The sequence below is a fragment of the Rhizobium sp. AC44/96 genome (genome assembly GCF_001692185.1).
Classification (GTDB): domain Bacteria; phylum Pseudomonadota; class Alphaproteobacteria; order Rhizobiales; family Rhizobiaceae; genus Rhizobium.
Map to the genome: position 1 here is coordinate 171,813 of NZ_LXKO01000003.1, position 19,901 is coordinate 191,713.

Genomic DNA, 19,901 nt, shown 5'->3' on the forward strand with positions numbered 1-19,901 from the left:
CCCGGCCTTGAGAGGCCGGGTTTTGCTTGTTTCCAACCAGCCGGCGATATGAGATAGACATCCCATGGCCAGCGACCCTCTCTACATCAACGATCGAATCACCATCGCAGGGTGGGAGCTGACGGAACAGTTTGTTCTGGCGGGCGGTCCGGGCGGCCAGAACGTCAACAAGGTCTCGACAGCCGTTCAGCTGTTCTTCAATATCCAGGCCTCGCCCGCGCTTAACGAGCGAGTGAAGGCAAACGCTATCAAGCTTGCGGGAAGGCGCCTCTCGAAGGAGGGCGTGCTGATGATCGAGGCCAGCCGGTTTCGCAGCCAGGACCGCAACCGCGAGGATGCGCGCGAGCGGCTGAAGGAATTGATCCTCGATGCCGCCAAGCCGCCGCCGCCGCCTCGCAAGAAAACCAAACCGACCAAAGGCTCGGTGGAGCGCAGGCTCAAGGCGAAATCGGGCCGTGCCGAAGTCAAGAAGATGCGCGGGCGCCCAGCCAGAGATTGACATGCTGCAGCTGCCGAATGGTGTTCGTCACAGTCCGGAATATCTGAGCCGTTCCAGGCAGGAAGCACTGGTCGACATCATCCGCGCGATCGTCGTCGAGGCACCGCTATTCGTGCCCGTGATGCCAGGCACGGGAAAGCCGATGTCTGTGCGCATGACCAATTGCGGCCCGCTCGGCTGGGTCACGGACAAGGAGCGTGGCTATCGCTACCAGCCAACGCATCCGGTAACCGGCAGACCGTGGCCGGATATGCCGCAAGAGCTTCTGGATATCTGGAGTGACGTGTCCGGCTATGACAAGCCGCCACAGGCTTGCCTCGTCAATTTCTACTCGGATGACGCGCGCATGGGGCTGCATCAGGACAAGGACGAACAGGATCTCGCTGCGCCCGTTGTTTCGATCTCGCTTGGCAACGCCTGCCTTTTCCGCGTCGGCGGGGTGCAACGCACCGACAAATCGCTATCCCTAAGGCTCTCGAGCGGCGATATCGTCGTGCTCGGCTCCGCGGGCCGGATGTGTTTTCACGGCGTGGATCGCATTTATCCGGCAACGTCGACATTGCTGAAGAACGGCGGCCGCATCAATCTGACGCTACGCCGCGTCACGCTCTAGAGTTTTCGAAGCGCCACCTGCTCGATGAGGTGGTTTTGTCCCTTGCGCAGGATCAGATCGGCGCGGGGCCTGGTGGGCAGGATATTCTCGCGCAGATTCTTGAGATTGATGTTTTCCCAGAGGCCCTCGGCGATAGAAATCGCCTCTTCCTCGCTGATCGAGGCATAGCGGTGAAAGAACGAATTCGGATCGCGAAACGCCGTCTCTCGCAGCCGCATGAAACGCGTCACATACCAGTTGTGAATCCGGCTTTCTTCCGCGTCGATGTAGATCGAGAAGTCGAAGAAGTCGGAGACCATCGGTACGATCTTGCCGCCCGCAGGCAGGTCGCGCGACTGCAGCACGTTGATGCCTTCGAAGATCAGAATGTCAGGGCGGTCGATGATCTTGTGCTCGTTCGGCAGCACGTCATAGACCAGATGCGAGTAGGACGGCGCCTTTACATTCGGCTGCCCGGCCTTGATCGCTGCGAGGAAGCGAAGGATCGCTCCCGTATCGTAGCTCTCGGGAAAGCCCTTGCGCTGCATCAGGTTTTCACGCTGCAGCACGGCGTTCGGATAGAGAAAGCCGTCCGTCGTTACCAGATCGACCTTCGGGCTTGAAGGCCAGCGACGCAGCAGTTCTTTCAGAATGCGCGCCGTCGTCGATTTGCCCACCGCCACGGAACCGGCAATGCCGATCACAAAGGGTGTCTTCGCTACATTGGAAAGGCTGAGGAAGCGGTTGCGCTGTTCAAACAGCAGCTGCGACGATTCCACATGCGCTGAAAGCAGGCGCGACAGCGATAGGTAGATGCGCCGTACTTCATCGAGATCGATGGGGTCACCCATCGAGCGCAGTCGCTTCACCTCGTCGGCCGTCAGCGTCAGCGGCGTATCGGCCCGGAAGCGTGCCCATTCGTCCGATGAAAAGAAGTGGTAGGGCGAATAGGAATTCGCCTGGAAGTGATCGAGCGCTTCAGTCGCTCCCGTAATCTGTCGTGCGATGCTCATCAGCTTTGCCGACTGGCCTTTTCCTTGAGGCCGGATTGAGCGGTACGACGCTCAAGTTCCGCCATGACATCTTGCAACGGAATCCCCGCAACCTTCAATACGACCAATAGGTGATAAAGAACGTCAGCAGCCTCGTAGATGAGGTTGCTACGGTCGTCGGTCACGGCAGCCATTACGGCTTCGATAGCCTCTTCGCCAAGCTTTTTCGCCGCTTTCGGCTGCCCGGCGGCGACCAGTTTTGCGGTCCACGACTCTTCCAGCGAGGCTTTTGACCGCTCTTCAACGATCTTTTCCAGGTCGAACAGGGTAAATTGGTTCATGGCTTTGCTTTCAAGCTCAGTCGAGACGCATGGCGATGCCGTTGGAAGCCATATAGCGCTTGGCTTCGCCGACGGAATAGGTGCCGAAGTGGAAGATGGAGGCGGCAAGAACGGCCGTTGCGTGCCCTTGCTTGACTCCGGCTACTAGATCATCGAGATCGCCGACGCCGCCAGAGGCGATGACGGGAACGCTGACCGCATCGGCGATCGCCCGCGTCAGTTCGAGATCGTAGCCGACTTTTGTTCCGTCCCGGTCCATCGAGGTGACCAGTAGCTCGCCGGCGCCGCGTTCAACCATCTTGCGGGCAAAGTCCACCGCGTCAATCCCTGTCGCGTTGCGGCCGCCATGCGTGTAGATCTCCCAGGCGCTGATATTGTTGCCGCCAACAGCCTGTGTCAGCCGGCGCTTGGCGTCGATAGAGACGACAATGCATTGGTCGCCGAACTTGTCCGCGGCCTCGGCCACGAAGTAAGGATTGCTGACGGCGGCCGAGTTGATCGAAACCTTGTCGGCACCGCAAAGCAGCAGCTTGCGAATGTCGGCAATCGTGCGGACACCGCCGCCGACGGTGACCGGCATGAAGCACTGCTCGGCCGTGCGCGCCACGACATCGAAGATCGTCTCGCGATTGTCCGAGGATGCGGTGATGTCGAGGAAGCAGAGTTCATCGGCGCCTGCGGCGTCATAGGCCTTTGCCGCTTCCACCGGATCGCCGGCATCGACAAGGTTCAGAAAGTTGACGCCCTTGACGACGCGGCCGTCCTTGACGTCGAGGCAGGGAATGACACGAGCCTTGAGGGTCATTGCGCAGTCTCCTTTGCCCGTGCCGCCTTGATCAATGTCAGCGCTTCCGCGGGATCGATCCGGCCATCATAGAGCGCCCGGCCCGAAATGGCACCTTCGAGCTTTCTGGCGTCCGGACGAAGCATGCGTTTCACATCGTCGATCGAGGCCAGACCGCCGGAGGCAATCACCGGAATGGACACCGCGTCTGCGAGTTCCAGCGTCGAATCCCAGTTGATACCGGTCAGAATGCCGTCGCGATCGATATCGGTGTAGATGATCGCGGCAACGCCGGCGCCTTCGAACTTCTTGGCCAGTTCGACGATCCCCAGTTCGGACGCCTCGGCCCACCCCTCGACGGCCACCTTGCCACCCTTGGCGTCGATGCCGACGGCAACATGGCCCGGAAACTTCCTGCAGGCTTCGATGACGAGATCAGGATCGCGCACGGCAATGGTACCGAGGATCACACGGGTCAATCCGCGGGACAGCCAGCTTTCGATATGATCGAGCGTGCGGATGCCGCCGCCGAGCTGAACCGGGTTCTTCGTTGACTTCAGGATTTTGTCGACAGCCGCGCCATTGACGCTTTCGCCGGCGAAGGCACCGTTCAGGTCAACCACGTGCAGCCATTCGAAGCCTTGGTCCTCAAAGGCTTTGGCCTGTGCACCGGGGTCGGGATTGTAGACCGTCGCCTGCTCCATGTCGCCGAGCTTGAGGCGAACGCACTGGCCGTCCTTGAGATCGATGGCGGGAAATAGGATCATTCTGTCTGTCCTTGGAATGCGCGAGCTCAGGGCTTCCAGCGCAGGAAATTGGCAATCAGGGCGAGGCCGAGTTTCTGGCTCTTTTCCGGATGGAACTGGGCACCCACCATGTTGTCGCGGCCGACAAAGGCGGTGATCGGTCCGCCGTAGCCAGCCGTTGCGATCACATCCTCGGGGTTCTGAGCGGCCAAATGGTAGGAATGGACAAAATAGGCGTGCAGTCCGTCCGGCCCGGTCGGAATTCCGTCAAAAACGGGATGAGCTCGCTGAAGATCAAGCGTGTTCCAGCCGATCTGCGGGATCTTCAGGTCGGCATCATCCGGCGTCATCTTGACGACATCGCCGGGAATCCAGCCAAGGCCTTCGGTCGTTGTCTTCTCCAGTCCACGCGAGGACATCAGCTGCATGCCGACGCAGATGCCGAGAAAAGGCCGGGCCTTCTTCTCGACCGCTTCGATCAGCATCTCCGTCATGCCGGGAACGGCATCGAGGCCGCGCCGGCAGTCTGCATAGGCGCCGACGCCGGGAAGCACCACGCGATCAGCAGCGGCAACGTTCTCGGCCTTGTCCGTGAGGTCTATGACCGCATCGATACCGGCTTCGCGGGCGGCACGTTCGAAGGCTTTCGTTGCCGAGCGAAGATTGCCCGAACCGTAGTCGATAATTGCGACGCGCATCAGCGCCCTCCATCAAAACCAAAGAGACCGAGCGATGTGGCATTGCCGCGGTCGCCACGGGACGCACTGTTCCAGTGCGGCGAGGGGACGCGGCTTTCGCTATCCAGTTCGGTCTGAATTTCAGAAAAATAGATCTCTTCCGCCACACTGAGCGAATCGGCGGAGACAAGCGCATCCTCTTCCCAGCCCTTCGAAAGCAGGTTGCGAATACGGGCGTTCTGCCCCTCGAGCGCGACCAGAAGGCTCGTGCCAAAGGAAATGGCAGCGCCCAACGGCCAAAGTCCGGGCTGATCCATCAGCGCTCCGCCCAGACTCTGCAGGAGAAAGGCGGCAACGGCGTGCAGCCAAAGGCGGTGAGCGGCAAGCCAGATCCACGGAAAGAGAAAGCCGAGCACGGTGAAGCCGTCGCGGATGATCCGCGTCTTCTCGTGGGTGATATCGGCTCCGCCGGGAGCCGTCAGAACCAGATAGCTGGAAGTCATATCGTCAAGCTCCCTGAAGGGGCTCAGACGAGCGTGCCCTTCGTCGAGGGTACACGGCCCGCCTGCCTCGGATCGATCTCTGTCGCCGTGCGCAACGCGCGGGCAACGGCCTTGAAGCATGTCTCGGCAATATGGTGGTTGTTGGCGCCATAATGGCTCAAGATATGCAAGGTGATGCCGGCGTTCTGGGCCAGGGCCTGGAAGAACTCGCGAACGAGTTCGGTATCGAAGGTGCCGATCTTCGGCGCGCTGAAGGCAACGTTCCAGACGAGGAACGGACGACCGGAAAGATCGACGGCGGCCTTCGTCATCGTCTCGTCCATGGCCAGATCGATCGAGGCGTAGCGCGTGATGCCACGACGATCGCCAAGTGCCTTGGCGATGGCCTGACCGATCGCGATACCGGTGTCCTCGACGGTGTGGTGGTCGTCGATATGCAGGTCGCCCTTGGTCTCGATCTCCATATCGATCAGCGAATGTCGTGACAGCTGGTCGAGCATATGATCGAAGAAGCCGACGCCCGTCGAAATCTTCGCTTTACCGGTGCCGTCGAGATTGACGGAAACGGATACCGAAGTTTCGTTCGTCTTGCGGGACACGGATCCCGTGCGGCTTGATGCGATCTCGGCCATGTGGCTGCTCCATGCGGAAATACGCGGGTTCCATATCAGGCAAGCCGCGAAATATCCAGAAGCGCGACGGGAGAAATCGAAGCCAATTGCAATCGGCATTTGCCAACTTACATAGGGCTCAACAGGGCCGATGTGCGGCCCGAGGTAATAGCCCGCCTGACGGGCTAAGGTGTATTCGATGACAACGATTATTACAGTTCGAAAGGGCGGCAAGGTCATCATGGCGGGCGACGGTCAGGTCAGCCTCGGCCAGACCGTCATGAAGGGCAATGCCCGCAAGGTGCGCCGTATCGGCAAGGGCGACGTCATTGCCGGCTTCGCGGGTGCCACAGCCGATGCGTTCACGTTGCTGGAGCGTTTGGAAAAGAAGCTCGAGCAATATCCCGGCCAACTGATGCGCGCCGCCGTCGAGCTCGCCAAGGACTGGCGTACCGACAAGTACCTGCGCAATCTCGAAGCCATGATGCTGGTCGCCGACAAGTCGGTGACGCTGGCAATTACCGGCAACGGCGATGTCCTGGAACCCGAACACGGCGCCATCGCGATCGGCTCTGGTGGCAACTATGCCTTCGCCGCCGCCCGCGCACTGATGGATAGCGACAAGTCCGCCGAAGAGATCGCCCGTCGCGCACTCGATATCGCCGCAGACATCTGCGTCTATACCAATCACAACCTCGTGGTCGAAACACTCGACGCCGAGTAACGACCATCTTGCAAAAAGGGTCCTGTGGGCCGGGCCGAAGCCGGCCGGCCGGAACAGGAAAGCCAAGAGGATACCATGACCAATTTTTCTCCCCGAGAAATCGTCTCCGAGCTGGACCGTCACATCATCGGCCAGCATGACGCCAAGCGCGCCGTGGCCATTGCGTTGCGCAACCGCTGGCGCCGCCAGCAGCTCGATGAGAGCCTGCGCGACGAGGTGATGCCCAAGAATATCCTGATGATCGGCCCGACCGGCGTCGGCAAGACGGAGATCTCCCGTCGTCTCGCCAAGCTCGCTGGCGCTCCGTTCATCAAGGTCGAAGCCACCAAGTTCACCGAAGTCGGCTATGTCGGCCGCGATGTCGAGCAGATCATTCGCGATCTGGTCGAGGTCGGCATCGGCCTTGCGCGTGAAAAGAAGCGTTCCGAGGTCGAGGCCAAGGCACATATGAGCGCCGAGGAACGCGTGCTTGACGCGCTGGTCGGTTCGACCGCATCGCCGGCGACACGCGACAGTTTCCGCAAGAAGCTGCGTGCCGGTGAGCTCGATGACAAGGAAATCGACATTGAAGTGGCCGATACCAGCACCGGCATGGGCGGCTTCGATGTCCCCGGCATGCAGGGCGGCATCGGCATGATCAACCTGTCGGAAATGTTCGGCAAGGCCATGGGCGGTCGCACGAAGAAAGTTCGCACGACGGTCAAGGCCTCCTATACAGACCTGATCCGCGACGAGTCGGACAAGCTGATCGACAACGAGGTCATCCAGCGTGAGGCGGTGCGGGCTGTCGAGAACGACGGCATCGTCTTCCTCGACGAGATCGACAAGATCGCTGCCCGTGATGGCGGCATGGGTGCCGGCGTTTCGCGCGAAGGCGTGCAGCGCGACCTGCTGCCGCTGGTCGAAGGCACCACGGTGTCGACCAAGTACGGGCCGGTGAAGACCGACCACGTGCTCTTCATCGCGTCGGGTGCGTTCCACGTCTCCAAGCCGTCGGACCTCTTGCCCGAATTGCAGGGTCGTCTGCCGATCCGTGTCGAGCTCAGGCCTCTCACCAAGGAAGACTTCCGCCGCATCCTGACTGAAACCGAGGCAAGCCTCATCCGGCAGTACAAGGCGCTGATGGAGACGGAAGGCTTGACGCTGGAGTTCACCGATGACGGTATCGACGCTCTGGCCGATGTTGCCGTTCACCTGAACTCGTCGGTCGAAAACATCGGTGCCCGCCGTCTGCAGACGGTAATGGAGCGTGTGCTGGACGAAATTTCGTTCAATGCACCGGATCGCGGGGGCACCGCTGTAACCATCGATGCCGAATATGTTCGCAAGCATGTCGGCGATCTCGCGCAGAACACGGATCTGTCGCGTTTCATCCTGTGATGCCGAAGCATCGGTCTTCGTCTTTACTGGGGTGATGCCGGCACTTTGACCATCTGAACTCTCGACAACGGGCCTTTTACTTTTTAGTGAAGGGCCCGTTTTGTTGTCAGCGCCAGCATTATTCGGCCAAGATTGTGGTCCAGTCAGCGCGCTTGCCGACCAATGCCAGGAACGATGGGAACGCTGATCGTGCGACGCCTTCTGACAAGCCTTCTGATTGCCGCCACGGTTTTTACCGCGGCGCCCGCTTTTTCGATGCAGGTGGTGCCGCCAGGCAATCGCAATGCCGAACAGCCGAGCGTGCCGGGCGCCTCCGTGCGCCGGACCAAAGGCACGAAGACGTCATTCGACCGCAAGTACGACAAGGTCCACGAGCTTCTTGCCACCGATCATGAGCTGATGGCCAAGATCAAGAAGGTATCGGCTGCCTACGGCGTCGACCCGATCCACGTCATCGGCGCCATCGTCGGCGAACACACCTATAATGTCGATGCCTATGACCGGCTGCAGTCCTACTATGTGAAAGCGGCTTCCTATGCGGGCGAAAGCTTCCGCTTCGCCTATGGCGGCGAAGACGTCGATGATTTCATCAAGCGGCCGCAGTTTGCCGCTTGCAACGGAAAGACGGATTCCTACACGCTGTGGAGCTGCCGCGAGGATTTGTGGGAAAGCGACTTCCGCGGCAAGACCGTCGATGGCAAGAGCTTCCCGGACAATCGTTTCAGTGCCGTGTTCTTCCAGCCGTTCTACGCCGGCCAGACGTTCGGCCTCGGCCAGATCAACCCGCTGACGGCTCTGATGCTCTCCGATCTTGTCACCAAGGTATCGGGCTATGAGAAGCTGAACGAAAAGGACGCAGGCAGCGTCTACAAGGCAATCATGCAGCCGGATATCTCGCTGGCGTTTGTTGCTGCCGCCGTTCGCCGTTCGATCGACGACTACAAGCAGATTGCCGGCATGGATATCTCAAACAATCCGGGTCTGACGGCGACGCTCTACAATCTCGGCAACTCGCGCCAGCGCGCGTCGGCGCTTGCGGCCAAGAATCGTGCCTCGGGGCAGACTGTCTGGCCGGAAGAGAACTATTACGGCTGGCTGATCAACGACAAACTGGACGAGCTGGAGCGCCTGCTCTAGTTCTAGCCTTACCGGGAGGGCGACAATCTTCCGCGAAAGGCTTGTATCATATGGACATGCGTCCAGATCCGTTCGTTCCGCCAGCGCCCGTTCCGCGCACGGTGCCGCCGAGCCGGCTTGAAATCATCCGCACCATTCTGCGCAACCCGCTCGAACTGTGGGGTGAGCCCTCCTACACGCTGCCCTGGATCAAGACGCGCTTCTTCCGGGAAAACATGCTGATCGTCAACGATCCCGGACTGATCAAGCATGTCCTCGTCGACAACGCTGCGAACTATCGCATGTCCGATATCCGCCAGCTTATCCTGCGCCCGATCCTTCGCGATGGATTGCTGACGGCCGAGGGCGAGGTCTGGAAGCGGTCTCGAAAGGCGGTTGCGCCCGTCTTTACACCGCGCCATGCCAACGGCTTTGCCGGACAGATGCTTCGTCAATCGGAGGGATATGCGCGCAAATATGAAACGGCTGATAGTGCCGGGCAGACATTCGACATCGCCAGCGATATGGCTGAACTCACCTTCGCCATCCTTGCTGATACGCTGTTTTCCGGCGAAATCGTCACCTCTTCCGACAGCTTTGCCGATGATGTGAATGCGCTTCTCCATCGCATGGGCCGCGTTGATCCCATGGATCTTTTGCGGGCGCCGTCCTGGGTTCCGCGCCTTACCCGCATAGGCGGCCAGAAGGTGCTGGACAAGTTTCGCAACATCGTCCGCGAGACAATGGATGCCCGTCTTCGGCGCATGCAGGCCGATCGGGCGACGACGCCCGAGGATTTTCTGACCCTGCTGCTGGATCAGGCCGCGAGCGGTGGCCTCACCAATGCCGAGATCGAAGACAACGTCCTGACCTTTATTGGCGCGGGCCATGAAACGACGGCGCGTGCGCTGGCCTGGACACTCTATTGTGTCGCCAACACACCGCATATCCGCGACGCTATGGAGGAGGAAATCGACCGCGTTCTGGCAACCGGTGCGGAGCCGGTGAAATGGCTGGACCTGATGCCGTACACGCGCGCTGCGTTCGAGGAGGCTTTACGCCTTTATCCGCCAGCTCCATCAATCAACCGTGCCGCGATTGCTCCCGATCGTTGGACCGACGCCAAGGGCGAGACCTTAGAGATCGAAGCCGGCGTCACGGTCCTCATCATGCCCTGGACCCTGCATCGCCATGAACTGTACTGGGAAAAGCCACGCGCCTACATGCCGGAGCGCTTCCTGCCAGAGAACCGTGGCAAGATCGGTCGTTTCCAATTTCTGCCGTTTGGTGCCGGCCCGCGTGTCTGCATCGGCGCGACCTTCGCGTTGCAGGAAGCGGTGATTGCACTGGCGGTGCTGATGCATCGTTTCCGCTTTGATGTCACCGAGCAAACCAAGCCATGGCCTGTTCAGAAGTTGACGACGCAGCCGCAAAATGGCCTTCCGATGCGTGTCACACCCCGAGTGTTGCCATAATAGGCATAAATCTTTCTAACTATTGCATAATTGACTATCAATGAAAGCCGGGCAAAGTGGCAGCATGCGAAAAGCTACCATTGTCCGAGGAGATATCTGTATGAGCCGCATCGATAAAAACGGTCTTGCGATCGAAGCTGTCCTTCACGCCTTTCTCGTCGAGGAGGCGTTGCCCGGCCTTGGTATTGATGCGGACAAGTTCTTCTCCAATTTCTCGGCGATCGTTCATGATCTGGCGCCGAAGAACCGCGAGCTTCTGGCCAAGCGCGATGCGCTCCAGCTGCGTATCGATGACTGGTACCGCCAGCATGGTGCGCCGACGGATATGGAGGCTCATCAAGCTTTCCTGCGCGAGATCGGCTACCTGCTTCCCGAGGGTTCCGACTTCCAGGTGACGACGACCAATGTCGATCCGGAAATCGCTTCGATCGCCGGCCCGCAGCTTGTCGTGCCCGTCATGAACGCCCGTTATGCGCTGAACGCCGCCAACGCCCGCTGGGGTTCGCTTTACGATGCGCTCTATGGAACCGATGCGATTCCAGAGAGCGACGGCGCGGAGAAGGGTAGGGGCTACAATCCGAAGCGTGGCGAAAAGGTCATCGCCTGGGTTCGCGATTTCCTTGATACGGCAGCTCCGCTGGCCGACTGGAGCTGGAAGGACGTTGCCGGCTTTGTAATCAAGGACGGTGCGCTCGCCATCTCATCGACAGACGGAGAAGATGTCTCACTGGCCGATTCGGCACATTTTGCCGGCTATCGGGGTGAGCCGGCCGCGCCGACCAGCATCCTCCTCAAGAACAATGGGATCCATATCGACATCCTCATTGATGCCTCGACGGCTATCGGCAAGAGCGATGCTGCGCACATTTCCGACGTCTGGCTTGAATCGGCGATCACGACGATCATGGATTGTGAAGATTCCATCGCCGCGGTCGATGCGGACGACAAGACCGAGGTCTATCGCAACTGGCTGGGCCTGATGAAGGGCGATCTTCAGGAAGAGGTCTCCAAGGGCGGCTCCAGCTTCATCCGCAAGCTCAATCCGGACCTTGACTACACCGGCCCGAATGGCGCGCCGTTCGAAGTGCATCGCCGCTCGCTGATGCTGATCCGCAATGTCGGCCACCTCATGACGAATCCGGCTATCCTTGATCGCGATGGCAACGAAGTGCCGGAAGGCATCATGGATGCGATGATCACGGCGATGATCGCGCTTTACGATATTGGCCCGAATGGCCGCCGCAAGAATTCGCGCACCGGCTCTGTCTACGTCGTCAAGCCGAAGATGCATGGGCCTGAGGAAGTCGCCTTCGCTGTCGAGATCTTCTCACGCGTCGAAGATGCGCTCGGCATGCCGCGCAACACCATCAAGATGGGGATCATGGACGAGGAGCGCCGCACGACGGTCAACCTCAAGGAATGCATTCGCGCCGCGCGCGAGCGCGTCGTCTTCATCAACACGGGCTTCCTCGACCGCACCGGCGACGAAATGCACACCTCGATGGAGGCGGGCCCAATGATCCGCAAGGGCGACATGAAGCAGGCCGCCTGGATTGCCGCCTACGAGAACTGGAACGTCGATATCGGCCTTGAATGCGGTCTGGCCGGTCATGCACAGATCGGCAAGGGCATGTGGGCGATGCCGGATCTCATGGCGGCGATGCTGGAACAGAAGATCGCTCATCCGAAGGCTGGCGCCAACACCGCCTGGGTGCCGTCGCCGACGGCCGCGACGCTGCACGCGACGCACTATCACCGCGTCAACGTCGCACAAGTTCAGAAGGGCTTGAAGGATCGCGCCCGCGCCAAGCTGAGCGACATTCTCTCCGTGCCTGTTGCCGTCCGCCCGAACTGGACGCCGGAGGAGATTCAGCGCGAGCTGGACAACAACGCACAGGGTATTCTGGGTTACGTCGTCCGCTGGGTCGATCAGGGCGTTGGCTGCTCGAAGGTGCCTGATATCAACAACGTTGGCCTGATGGAAGACCGTGCGACGCTGCGCATCTCCGCCCAACATATGGCCAACTGGCTGCACCACAAGGTCGTCACCGAAGCCCAGATTGTCGAGACGATGAGGAAAATGGCGGCCGTCGTCGATCAGCAGAATGACGGCGATTCGCTCTACCATCCGATGGCAGCCGATTTCGACGGTTCGATCGCCTTCCAGGCCGCACTCGAACTCGTCTTGAAGGGCCGGGAGCAGCCGAATGGCTACACCGAACCGGTCCTGCACCGCCGCCGTATCGAGCTGAAGGCGAAGCAGGCCGCCTGATTGCCGGTGGAGTAAATAGAAAAGGCCGCCGAAACCAGGTTTCGGCGGCCTTCTTTATACCAGATTTCAGGTCCAGCTTACTGGATAACGATGACCTTGGACGTCGCCTTGCCTGGGCGAACGCGGCTGTAGAGGTCGATGACGTCCTGGTTCATGAGGCGGATGCAGCCGGAGGAAGCAGCCGTGCCGATCGACGCCCATTCCGGGGTGCCGTGCAGACGGAAGAGGGTGTCCTGGCCCTGTTCGTTGAAGAGATACATGGCGCGTGCGCCGAGCGGATTGCTCAGGCCCGGACCCATGCCGTCTTCGACGTACTTGGCGATTTCAGGACGACGGACAGCCATTTCCTTCGGCGGATGCCAGGTCGGCCATTCCTGCTTCCAGGCCACGTAGGCGGTGCCGGCCCATGCAAAGCCCTGCTTGCCGACGCCGATGCCATAGCGCATCGCCTTGCCGCCGGGCATGATATAGTAGAGGAAGCGTTCGCGGGTGTTCACGATGATCGTGCCCGGACGTTCGGTGGTTTCATAGGAGACAACCTGGCGATGGAACTGTGGCTTCACCTTCTGGATCGGGATCGCAGGGAGCGAGTAGCCGGCATCCGACGTGACCCCGTAGGCGTCGTCGAAGATCTGCGCTGTCTGGACCGTCGGCCCTGGAGCGGCGGTCTTGTTTTCGACGGAAGCGCTTTCGGAAGTGGTGGAGCAACCGGCCAGAGCGAGCGTCGCGATCAGGCCGAATACAGGAATTGCATTGCGGATGCGCATGGATGTCTCATAGTAAAGGAGCAGGGGAGGATCGTTCTTTCGAACCATCTTTGATTATGGTTTATTTTCGATTAACTTCGCCTTTGCAAGCTGTTGCAGTGCGGCAAAACGAATACGCAACGGCAAACTAGAACCGCATTGTTTTTTTGCAACAACGCGCGCGCCACCCCCACGGTTATCCATGACGATTTTGAGTGTTTACAATAACAATCCGTTAATAGATGGCCGGCAATCGGACAGAGCCATGCTCGTGCGCCGCGGGACTCAGATTTTACTTCACGAGATGCGCCACGCGGTGCTGCCGGAACTATCCCTGGCGAGTGGCCGGCGCGCTGACTTGATTACGATTTCCGAGAAGGGCGAGATCTGGATCATCGAGATCAAGACCTCGATCGAAGACTTCAAGGTCGATCGCAAATGGCCGGAATATCGCCTTCATTGCGACCGGCTTTTCTTCGCAACTCACAAGGATGTGCCGCTCGATATCTTTCCGGAGGAGTGCGGCCTCTTCCTGTCGGATGGGTATGGCGCGCATATGCTTCGCGAAGCGCCAGAACACCGGCTGGCTCCGGCGACCCGCAAGTCCGTGACCCTGAACTTCTCGCGCGCCGCTGCCCAACGCCTGCTGATGGCCGAATGGGCCAATGGCAAGCCTTTCGACGTCGACGACGTCTGACCCGATTTATTTGAGCTGATTTATTTGGGTGCGCGCTTCGCCAGGATCCGCTGCAAGGTGCGGCGATGCATGTTGAGCCGCCGCGCCGTTTCCGAAACGTTGCGTTCGCAGATCTCGTAGACACGCTGGATATGCTCCCAGCGCACGCGATCCGCCGACATCGGATTTTCCGGCAGCTCGGCCTTCTCTCCGGCGCGCTGCGTCAGGGCGGCATAAACGTCGTCGGCATCTGCAGGCTTTGCCAGGTAGTCGACGGCCCCAAGCTTCACCGCTGTCACTGCGGTTGCGATATTGCCGTAGCCGGTCAGGACGATGATGCGCGTGTCGTCGCGCCGTTGCCGGATCGCCTCGATCACATCAAGACCATTCCCATCCCCGAGGCGCAGATCGACGACCGCATATTTCGGAGGATGGCTCTTCGACTTGGCAACGCCTTCCGCAACCGACTCGGCTGTTTCGACAGAAAATCCGCGCGTCTCCATGGCGCGCGCCAGACGTCGGAGAAACGGGCCGTCGTCGTCGACGATCAACAGGCTCGCATCCGGACCGATGTGATCCTCGGTTGCTGAAGAAGTCTCGTAAGTCTCATCGCTCATCGTCGTCAATCCTGGCGCTATCCGCCTGACATAAGTCAGTTTCGCTGTTCTTTCATTAGGCTGATACAGTCATTTTGTCGAATGCGCATCCACCAGCATGCGCGGCCATTCGACACGAACGCGGGCGCCAGCGCTTTCGGGCGCGCGGTTCTCGAAGCTCAGCGAGGCGCCGGAGCGCTCGAGAAGCGTCTTGGCGATGAAGAGCCCCAATCCCAGGCCCCCGGCGCGATCTTCCCGCTGTCGCTTGGTCACGTAAGGCTCGCCAATCCTGGTCAGGATGTCAGGAGAGTAGCCCTCACCGTCGTCTTCGACGGTAATGCGAACCCTCCGCTGGTCATACTCAACGGTAACGGTAACTTTCTCCCGCGCGTAATCGACGGCATTCTCGATGAGGTTGCCGAGGCCGTACATGATGCCGGCATTGCGGTCGGTCACCGGTTCTCCCTTGCGGGCGCTCTTTTCGATCAGTTCCAGCTTGATCCCGAACTCGCGATGCGGCGCGACGATCTCTTCCATCATTGAAGAGAGCGGGAGGCGGCGAAGATGCGCTTCCCCCTCCGCCGAGAGTGTGGCCAGCCGCCTCAGAATATCGCGGCACCGCTCGCTCTGGCTGCGCAGGAGTTGCACGTCCTCGCGAAAACGATCGTCGTCCTTCAGCTCGCGTTCCATTTCCTTCGCGACGACGCTGATGGTGGCGAGCGGCGTTCCAAGTTCATGGGCAGCTGCAGCGGCCAACCCATCCAGCTGCGACAGATGTTTCTCGCGCTGCAGAACGAGTTCGGTTGCGGCGAGCGCATCCGCCAACTGGCTTGCCTCCATCGAAACCCGGTAGGCATAGAACGCGGCGAAGGCCATGGTCGATGCAATAGAGCACCAGACACCGAACTGCATCACGGTGTGAACATTGATCTCGACGCCGCCGAACCAGGGAAGCGGAAACGGCGACACCGCGAGGATCGTGATGCAGATCATCGCAATGACGATCAGCACCATGCTGTAGCGGATCGGCTGTGACGCAAAGGAGATGATAACAGGCACGCAAACGAGCGCAGCGAACGGATTGGCCAGCCCGCCGGTAATGAAAAGCAGCGCACACAACTGGAGAAGATCGAAGCCCAGCAAGGCGAAGGCGGCCTGCGGCGCGATGCGATGTGTCGGCGGGTAGCGGATCATCAGGTAGAAATTGACGCTGGCAAGCGCCACGATCAGCAGGATGCTGGCGATCAGCGGAAGCGGAAACTTCAGCCAGAAGGCGACGATAAAGACAGTCAGCGCCTGGCCGCCGACGGCAAGCCATCTGAGGCGTATCAGCGTCTGGAGCCTTAGGCGCCGGCTATTGTGTCTGTCTTCTTCCGGCATGCTTTCGACGTGATCGACCATGAAGCGTTCCTTGAACTTCTCTGCGGCTCATGTACCACGCGGCTTTGCCCTTGTCGTCGGCGCGGCCTCATCGGGCCGTTCCGGCCAGGGATGCCTGGGGTAACGACCGCGCATGTCGGCGCGCACGTCCTTCCAGGATCCCGCCCAGAAGCCCGGCAGATCGCGGGTCGTCTGGATCGGGCGATGGGCTGGGGAGGTCAATTCCAGCAGCAACGGCAGACGCCCGCCGCCGATTGTCGGGTGCTGCTTCAACCCGAACAGCTCCTGAACGCGGATCGTCAACGTCGGTTCTTCGCCATCATACTGGATGGGATGACGCTGTCCCGTCGGCGCCTCGAAGTGCGTCGGCGCCAGACGCGCAAGATCTCGCTGCAACTCGCGCGGAACGAGCGCCATCAGCCCGTTCGAAAGACCGCCTGCCGAAATGTCGGAGAGGCCGCGAGCATCTGCCTGAAACGGAACGAACCATTCGTCCAGCCGGCCAAGCAGCGCCTCGTCGCTCATATCGGGCCATGGGGCCCCGATTCCACGATGAAGGAAGCCCAGCCGCTCGCGCAACTGCAATGCCTCCTTGGAGAAAGGAAGCTGGTCGAGCCCGATATCTCGAATACCCTCGGCAAGCGCCTGCGTCACGGAAGCGCCCGACGGGCGAGGCAAAGGCGTTTCATCGAAAACGATTGCGCCGAGCCGCGTTGCGCGCCGCGCTCGGACTTGCCGGCTTTGCCGATCGAAGAAGGTCTGGTCGTCCGTCGAGATCGCCCCGGGCAGTTCGGCTTCGATGTCGCCACGCGAGACCTCTGCGGCGGCGAGAATGCGGCCTTGCGCCGCTCGACCGGTCAGGTCGGCAATCACGAGCATCTGGCTGCCGGCGAGTCGTTCGGTCTCGGGCAGCTCCGCGCCGCGACCGTTCGCCATGACGAAACGGCCCCTGCCGCCGCGCTGCAGCGCAATTCTGTCAGGAAAGGCATGCAAGAGAAGACGACCGGCAAGGCTCGGCTCATCAGCCTTCGTCACATCAAGCCCCCTGGCAAGCCTTGTCGCCAGCTGACGAGACGCTTCGGCGCGATCGCCGCGTTCGGATTTGAACCGCCGCATCCTGTCCTCGAGGTCGATGCTGCTGCCCCCCAGCCCCTGTTCGGTCAAGAGGACGGCAAGCATGGCGGCATCGCGCGCGTGGCCCGTCTCGCCGGCGCCGACCACCATGGCCGCCAGCCGCGGCGGCAATGCTAGGTCGCGGATCACCTTGCCATGCGGCGTCAACGTGCCGTCCTTGTCGAGCGCGCCTAGCTGTCGCAGCAGAGCGCGCGCCTCCTGAAGCGTCGTTTCGGGAGGCTGGTCGACGAACGCCAGGGACCGCGTATCCTGGACGCCCCAATGGGCAAGGTCGAGTACAAGGCCTGATAGATCGGTCGACAGAATCTGCGGCGGCGTGAAGGCCGGCAGCGCTGCTGTCTGTCCTTGGTGCCACAGGCGAATGGCGATCCCGGGTTCGGTACGTCCGGCACGACCCGCCCGCTGGTCGGCCGAGGCCCGTGAGACGCGCACCGTTTCCAGCCTCGTAATGCCCGTGGAAGCCTCGAACACCGGCAGCCGCTGCAGGCCGCTGTCGATGACGATCCGCACCCCGTCGATGGTAATGGAGGTTTCGGCGATCGAGGTCGCCAGCACGATCTTGCGTGTCCCGGGCAGGGCAGGCCGAATGGCCGCGTCCTGTTCCTTCTGCGAAAGATTTCCGTAGAGCGGTGCGATCAGCGTCCGGCTTCCGAAACGACCTTCCAGTCGCTCGGCCGTGCGGGCGATCTCGGCCTGCCCGGGCAGAAAGGCGAGAATCGAGCCGCTTTCGCTCTGATGAGCCTCGGCGATCGCGCGCGTCATGGTGTCTTCTATACGCTCGCCGCTCGGCCTGTCCTGATAGCGGATATCGATCGGGAAGCTGCGCCCCATGCTCTCGATGACGGGCGGGTGATCGAGGAGGTCGGCGATCCGCGCCACATCGAGCGTCGCCGACATTACCAGGATCCGGAGATCCTCGCGTAGCGCCGCTTGCACGTCGAGCGCCAGCGCCAAGCCGAAATCGGCGTCGAGGGAACGCTCGTGGAACTCGTCGAAAATGACGGTCGAAACGCCGGCCAGCTCCGGGTCGTCGAGAATCATCCGGGCAAACACGCCCTCGGTGACCACCTCGATCCGTGTTCGCGCGGAGATTCGGCTGTCGAGTCGCATGCGGTAGCCGACAGTCTCGCCGACCTGCTCTCCCAGCAGGGCTGCCATCCGACCGGCCGCGGCGCGCGCCGCCAGTCGACGCGGTTCAAGGAGAATGATCCGGCCGGCGCCCCGCCAGTCCTGATCCAATAGGTAGAGTGGAACAAGCGTCGTCTTGCCGGCGCCGGGCGGAGCGGACAAGACCGCGCGTGCGCGCGTCGCAAGGGCGGCCGCGATGTCGGGAAGGACATGGGAAACCGGCAGGTCCGGCAGAGAGCGCATCGGCGTTCAGGCCCGGATTGTCTCGTAGGCGAGGATGGCGCCGGCCAGATCCTCGAGCGCGGCCCCTACCGATTTGAAAAGCGTGATCTCCTCGCTGCTGGTTCGGCCCGGATGCGCCCCCGTGACGAGTTCGGCGAGCTCTGCCTTGATCGCCGCTTCCGTCAATACGCCGCTCTTGAGCGGCTGCACGATATCGCCCGCCTCGGCGAGCGCCCCCGCGCGGGTGTCGACAAAGACGCTGGATCTGCTGATCGCCATATCGTCGCTCTCACGCATGCTCGGCTTGAACGCCCCGATAAGATCAAGGTGAGCCCCGGCCTTCAGCCATTCGCCGGAAACGAGCGGCTCCGAGGAAAGGGTCGCACAGGAAATGATGTCGGCAGTCCGCGCCGCGGCCTCTAGGTTGACGACGGCTTCCGCCCGAAGTCCGAGCACACGCGCCTCGGCGGCAATCGCTTCGGCGCTCTCCAGGTTTCGTCCCCAGATACGGAAGCGCTCGAGCGGGCGCGTCACTGCATGCGCCTGGAGAAGATTGATGGCGAGTCGACCCGTGCCGCAGACGAGAAGTTCTTTCGCATCCGAATGCGCGAGGTAGCGGGCCGCGAGCGCCGAGGCCGCGGCAGTCCGCCGGGCCGTAAGCTCGCCGCCGTCGATTGCGGCCAGCATCTCGCCGGTCTTGGCCGAAGACAGGAGATAGGTACCGAAGATTGCCGGAAGCGCCCGCTGGGCGTTGTCAGGAAAAACCGAAAGGATCTTCACGCCGGCATACCGACCCGGCACCCAGGCAGGCATCAGGAGCAGGGTGGCATTGCGCTCGCCCGGAACCTCCATGTCATGGTGGTGGCGCACCGGCGTGACGCAGGCGCTTTCGAACATGGAAGCCAGCGCTTCGATCAAGGACGGCCAGGCAAGTGCGGCGCGCGTCTGTTTCTCGTCCAGGACAAGCATTGGTTCATTCCTCTATATAGATAGGCTTTGGGCGGCCAAACTAACGATTGGTTCGGGCCGCGCAAGCATCCCGGAGGCCGTTTCAATGCGTGGGGATCGATCGGTGATCGTCCCGCGTGAGGCAAGAAGCAGGAAATGGCGCCCGATTCCCGGCCAGTTTCACCCCGATCCTCTCTCTCCGGAAATTCCCTCTGTGGAATCAGCATGTTACAAAAATGTCAAAAAACTTTGTTGGGGTGTGTTGACTTAGAAAGGGTGGGGGCCGTATAAGCCGCTTCACAGAACGAGGGCGGCGGCGCTGCTGGCGACGAAGACCTTCGCTCTAAGATTTCTTTTAG

20 protein-coding genes are annotated in these 19,901 nt (G+C 60.9%); 8 read left to right on the forward strand and 12 right to left on the reverse strand.

All coding sequences use genetic code 11. The annotated features are described in order from the left end of the window. Positions 1–64 precede the first annotated feature (64 nt). Positions 65–499 carry an alternative ribosome rescue aminoacyl-tRNA hydrolase ArfB gene (arfB, locus tag A6U87_RS07525; protein WP_065690633.1) on the forward strand — a complete coding sequence of 145 codons (435 nt, stop codon included), beginning with the start codon at positions 65–67 and terminating at the stop codon, positions 497–499. A 1-nt stretch (position 500) separates the two neighbouring features. Beyond that, entirely contained in the window at positions 501–1,112 is a 612-nt protein-coding gene (locus tag A6U87_RS07530) for an alpha-ketoglutarate-dependent dioxygenase AlkB (protein WP_065690634.1), read from the forward strand. Here A6U87_RS07530 and coaA read toward each other — a convergent pair. Genes coaA through hisB form a run of 7 tightly spaced genes read right to left on the reverse strand, consistent with a single transcriptional unit; the run spans position 1,109 to position 5,766 of the window. Continuing rightward, complete coding sequence (coaA, locus tag A6U87_RS07535) at positions 1,109–2,104, reverse strand: type I pantothenate kinase (protein ID WP_065690635.1); 996 nt, start codon at positions 2,102–2,104, stop codon at positions 1,109–1,111. The genes A6U87_RS07530 and coaA overlap by 4 nt on opposite strands. After that, entirely contained in the window at positions 2,104–2,424 is a 321-nt protein-coding gene (locus tag A6U87_RS07540; RefSeq protein WP_065690636.1) for a phosphoribosyl-ATP diphosphatase, read from the reverse strand. Before A6U87_RS07540 ends, coaA begins: the two co-directional genes overlap by 1 nt. A gap of 16 nt (positions 2,425–2,440) precedes the next feature. Then, complete coding sequence (gene hisF / locus A6U87_RS07545) at positions 2,441–3,229, reverse strand: imidazole glycerol phosphate synthase subunit HisF (RefSeq protein ID WP_065690637.1); 789 nt, start codon at positions 3,227–3,229, stop codon at positions 2,441–2,443. Further along, positions 3,226–3,975, reverse strand: a complete 750-nt coding sequence (gene hisA / locus A6U87_RS07550; protein WP_065690638.1) for a 1-(5-phosphoribosyl)-5-[(5-phosphoribosylamino)methylideneamino]imidazole-4-carboxamide isomerase — start codon at positions 3,973–3,975, stop codon at positions 3,226–3,228. Before hisA ends, hisF begins: the two co-directional genes overlap by 4 nt. Positions 3,976–4,001: 26 nt before the next feature. Further along, positions 4,002–4,652 carry an imidazole glycerol phosphate synthase subunit HisH gene (gene hisH, locus A6U87_RS07555; RefSeq protein ID WP_065690639.1) on the reverse strand — a complete coding sequence of 217 codons (651 nt, stop codon included), beginning with the start codon at positions 4,650–4,652 and terminating at the stop codon, positions 4,002–4,004. Beyond that, the gene (locus A6U87_RS07560; protein WP_065690640.1) at positions 4,652–5,134 is read right to left on the reverse strand and encodes a DUF2628 domain-containing protein; all 483 of its coding nucleotides are present in this window, start codon (positions 5,132–5,134) and stop codon (positions 4,652–4,654) included. The genes hisH and A6U87_RS07560 overlap by 1 nt, the downstream gene beginning before the upstream one ends. 23 nt (positions 5,135–5,157) lie before the next feature. Beyond that, complete coding sequence (hisB, locus tag A6U87_RS07565) at positions 5,158–5,766, reverse strand: imidazoleglycerol-phosphate dehydratase HisB (RefSeq protein ID WP_065690641.1); 609 nt, start codon at positions 5,764–5,766, stop codon at positions 5,158–5,160. Positions 5,767–5,944: 178 nt separating this feature from the next. Here hisB and hslV point away from each other — a divergent pair, with 178 nt between their 5' ends. From hslV to A6U87_RS07590, 5 genes are all read left to right on the forward strand, one after another. Further along, complete coding sequence (hslV, locus tag A6U87_RS07570; RefSeq protein WP_065690642.1) at positions 5,945–6,469, forward strand: ATP-dependent protease subunit HslV; 525 nt, start codon at positions 5,945–5,947, stop codon at positions 6,467–6,469. A gap of 75 nt (positions 6,470–6,544) precedes the next feature. Next, the gene (hslU, locus tag A6U87_RS07575; protein ID WP_065690657.1) at positions 6,545–7,849 is read left to right on the forward strand and encodes an ATP-dependent protease ATPase subunit HslU; all 1,305 of its coding nucleotides are present in this window, start codon (positions 6,545–6,547) and stop codon (positions 7,847–7,849) included. 189 nt (positions 7,850–8,038) lie between these two features. Next, the gene (locus tag A6U87_RS07580) at positions 8,039–8,986 is read left to right on the forward strand and encodes a DUF1402 family protein (RefSeq protein WP_065690658.1); all 948 of its coding nucleotides are present in this window, start codon (positions 8,039–8,041) and stop codon (positions 8,984–8,986) included. Between the two features lie 50 nt (positions 8,987–9,036). After that, entirely contained in the window at positions 9,037–10,440 is a 1,404-nt protein-coding gene (locus tag A6U87_RS07585; RefSeq protein WP_065690643.1) for a cytochrome P450, read from the forward strand. A gap of 100 nt (positions 10,441–10,540) precedes the next feature. Beyond that, complete coding sequence (locus A6U87_RS07590) at positions 10,541–12,712, forward strand: malate synthase G (protein ID WP_065690644.1); 2,172 nt, start codon at positions 10,541–10,543, stop codon at positions 12,710–12,712. A 77-nt stretch (positions 12,713–12,789) separates the two neighbouring features. Here the strand turns inward: A6U87_RS07590 and A6U87_RS07595 are convergent, their stop codons facing one another. Next, complete coding sequence (locus A6U87_RS07595; RefSeq protein WP_065690659.1) at positions 12,790–13,479, reverse strand: L,D-transpeptidase; 690 nt, start codon at positions 13,477–13,479, stop codon at positions 12,790–12,792. Between the two features lie 181 nt (positions 13,480–13,660). Here A6U87_RS07595 and A6U87_RS07600 point away from each other — a divergent pair, with 181 nt between their 5' ends. Continuing rightward, a complete protein-coding gene (locus A6U87_RS07600) occupies positions 13,661–14,155 on the forward strand; it encodes an MmcB family DNA repair protein (RefSeq protein WP_065690645.1) in 495 nt (164 codons plus the stop codon). Between the two features lie 20 nt (positions 14,156–14,175). Here the strand turns inward: A6U87_RS07600 and A6U87_RS07605 are convergent, their stop codons facing one another. The 4 genes from A6U87_RS07605 to A6U87_RS07620 all read right to left on the reverse strand — a co-directional run bounded on the left by A6U87_RS07605 (position 14,176) and on the right by A6U87_RS07620 (position 19,563). After that, on the reverse strand, positions 14,176–14,751 hold the full coding sequence (locus tag A6U87_RS07605) for an ActR/PrrA/RegA family redox response regulator transcription factor (RefSeq protein WP_065690660.1): 576 nt from the start codon (positions 14,749–14,751) through the stop codon (positions 14,176–14,178). A 69-nt stretch (positions 14,752–14,820) separates the two neighbouring features. Then, the gene (locus A6U87_RS07610) at positions 14,821–16,131 is read right to left on the reverse strand and encodes an ActS/PrrB/RegB family redox-sensitive histidine kinase (RefSeq protein ID WP_065690646.1); all 1,311 of its coding nucleotides are present in this window, start codon (positions 16,129–16,131) and stop codon (positions 14,821–14,823) included. A 27-nt stretch (positions 16,132–16,158) separates the two neighbouring features. Beyond that, positions 16,159–18,615, reverse strand: a complete 2,457-nt coding sequence (gene hrpB, locus A6U87_RS07615) for an ATP-dependent helicase HrpB (RefSeq protein WP_065690647.1) — start codon at positions 18,613–18,615, stop codon at positions 16,159–16,161. Positions 18,616–18,621: 6 nt separating this feature from the next. After that, positions 18,622–19,563 (reverse strand): ornithine cyclodeaminase family protein, encoded by a 942-nt coding sequence (locus tag A6U87_RS07620; RefSeq protein ID WP_065690648.1) that lies wholly within the window; start codon positions 19,561–19,563, stop codon positions 18,622–18,624. Positions 19,564–19,901: the final 338 nt, after the last annotated feature.

Coding starts and splice junctions, on each gene's coding strand:
- A6U87_RS07610 (WP_065690646.1), bottom strand. CDS start 16,131: ATGGTCGATCACGTCGAAAGCATGCCGGAAGAAGACAGACACAATAGC.
- hslV (WP_065690642.1), top strand. CDS start 5,945: ATGACAACGATTATTACAGTTCGAAAGGGCGGCAAGGTCATCATGGCG.
- A6U87_RS07620 (WP_065690648.1), bottom strand. CDS start 19,563: ATGCTTGTCCTGGACGAGAAACAGACGCGCGCCGCACTTGCCTGGCCG.
- A6U87_RS07530 (WP_065690634.1), top strand. CDS start 501: ATGCTGCAGCTGCCGAATGGTGTTCGTCACAGTCCGGAATATCTGAGC.
- A6U87_RS07605 (WP_065690660.1), bottom strand. CDS start 14,751: ATGAGCGATGAGACTTACGAGACTTCTTCAGCAACCGAGGATCACATC.
- hrpB (WP_065690647.1), bottom strand. CDS start 18,615: ATGCGCTCTCTGCCGGACCTGCCGGTTTCCCATGTCCTTCCCGACATC.
- arfB (WP_065690633.1), top strand. CDS start 65: ATGGCCAGCGACCCTCTCTACATCAACGATCGAATCACCATCGCAGGG.
- A6U87_RS07590 (WP_065690644.1), top strand. CDS start 10,541: ATGAGCCGCATCGATAAAAACGGTCTTGCGATCGAAGCTGTCCTTCAC.
- A6U87_RS07560 (WP_065690640.1), bottom strand. CDS start 5,134: ATGACTTCCAGCTATCTGGTTCTGACGGCTCCCGGCGGAGCCGATATC.
- A6U87_RS07585 (WP_065690643.1), top strand. CDS start 9,037: ATGGACATGCGTCCAGATCCGTTCGTTCCGCCAGCGCCCGTTCCGCGC.
- hisB (WP_065690641.1), bottom strand. CDS start 5,766: ATGGCCGAGATCGCATCAAGCCGCACGGGATCCGTGTCCCGCAAGACG.
- hisH (WP_065690639.1), bottom strand. CDS start 4,652: ATGCGCGTCGCAATTATCGACTACGGTTCGGGCAATCTTCGCTCGGCA.
- coaA (WP_065690635.1), bottom strand. CDS start 2,104: ATGAGCATCGCACGACAGATTACGGGAGCGACTGAAGCGCTCGATCAC.
- hisF (WP_065690637.1), bottom strand. CDS start 3,229: ATGACCCTCAAGGCTCGTGTCATTCCCTGCCTCGACGTCAAGGACGGC.
- hisA (WP_065690638.1), bottom strand. CDS start 3,975: ATGATCCTATTTCCCGCCATCGATCTCAAGGACGGCCAGTGCGTTCGC.
- A6U87_RS07540 (WP_065690636.1), bottom strand. CDS start 2,424: ATGAACCAATTTACCCTGTTCGACCTGGAAAAGATCGTTGAAGAGCGG.
- A6U87_RS07595 (WP_065690659.1), bottom strand. CDS start 13,479: ATGCGCATCCGCAATGCAATTCCTGTATTCGGCCTGATCGCGACGCTC.
- A6U87_RS07600 (WP_065690645.1), top strand. CDS start 13,661: ATGACGATTTTGAGTGTTTACAATAACAATCCGTTAATAGATGGCCGG.
- hslU (WP_065690657.1), top strand. CDS start 6,545: ATGACCAATTTTTCTCCCCGAGAAATCGTCTCCGAGCTGGACCGTCAC.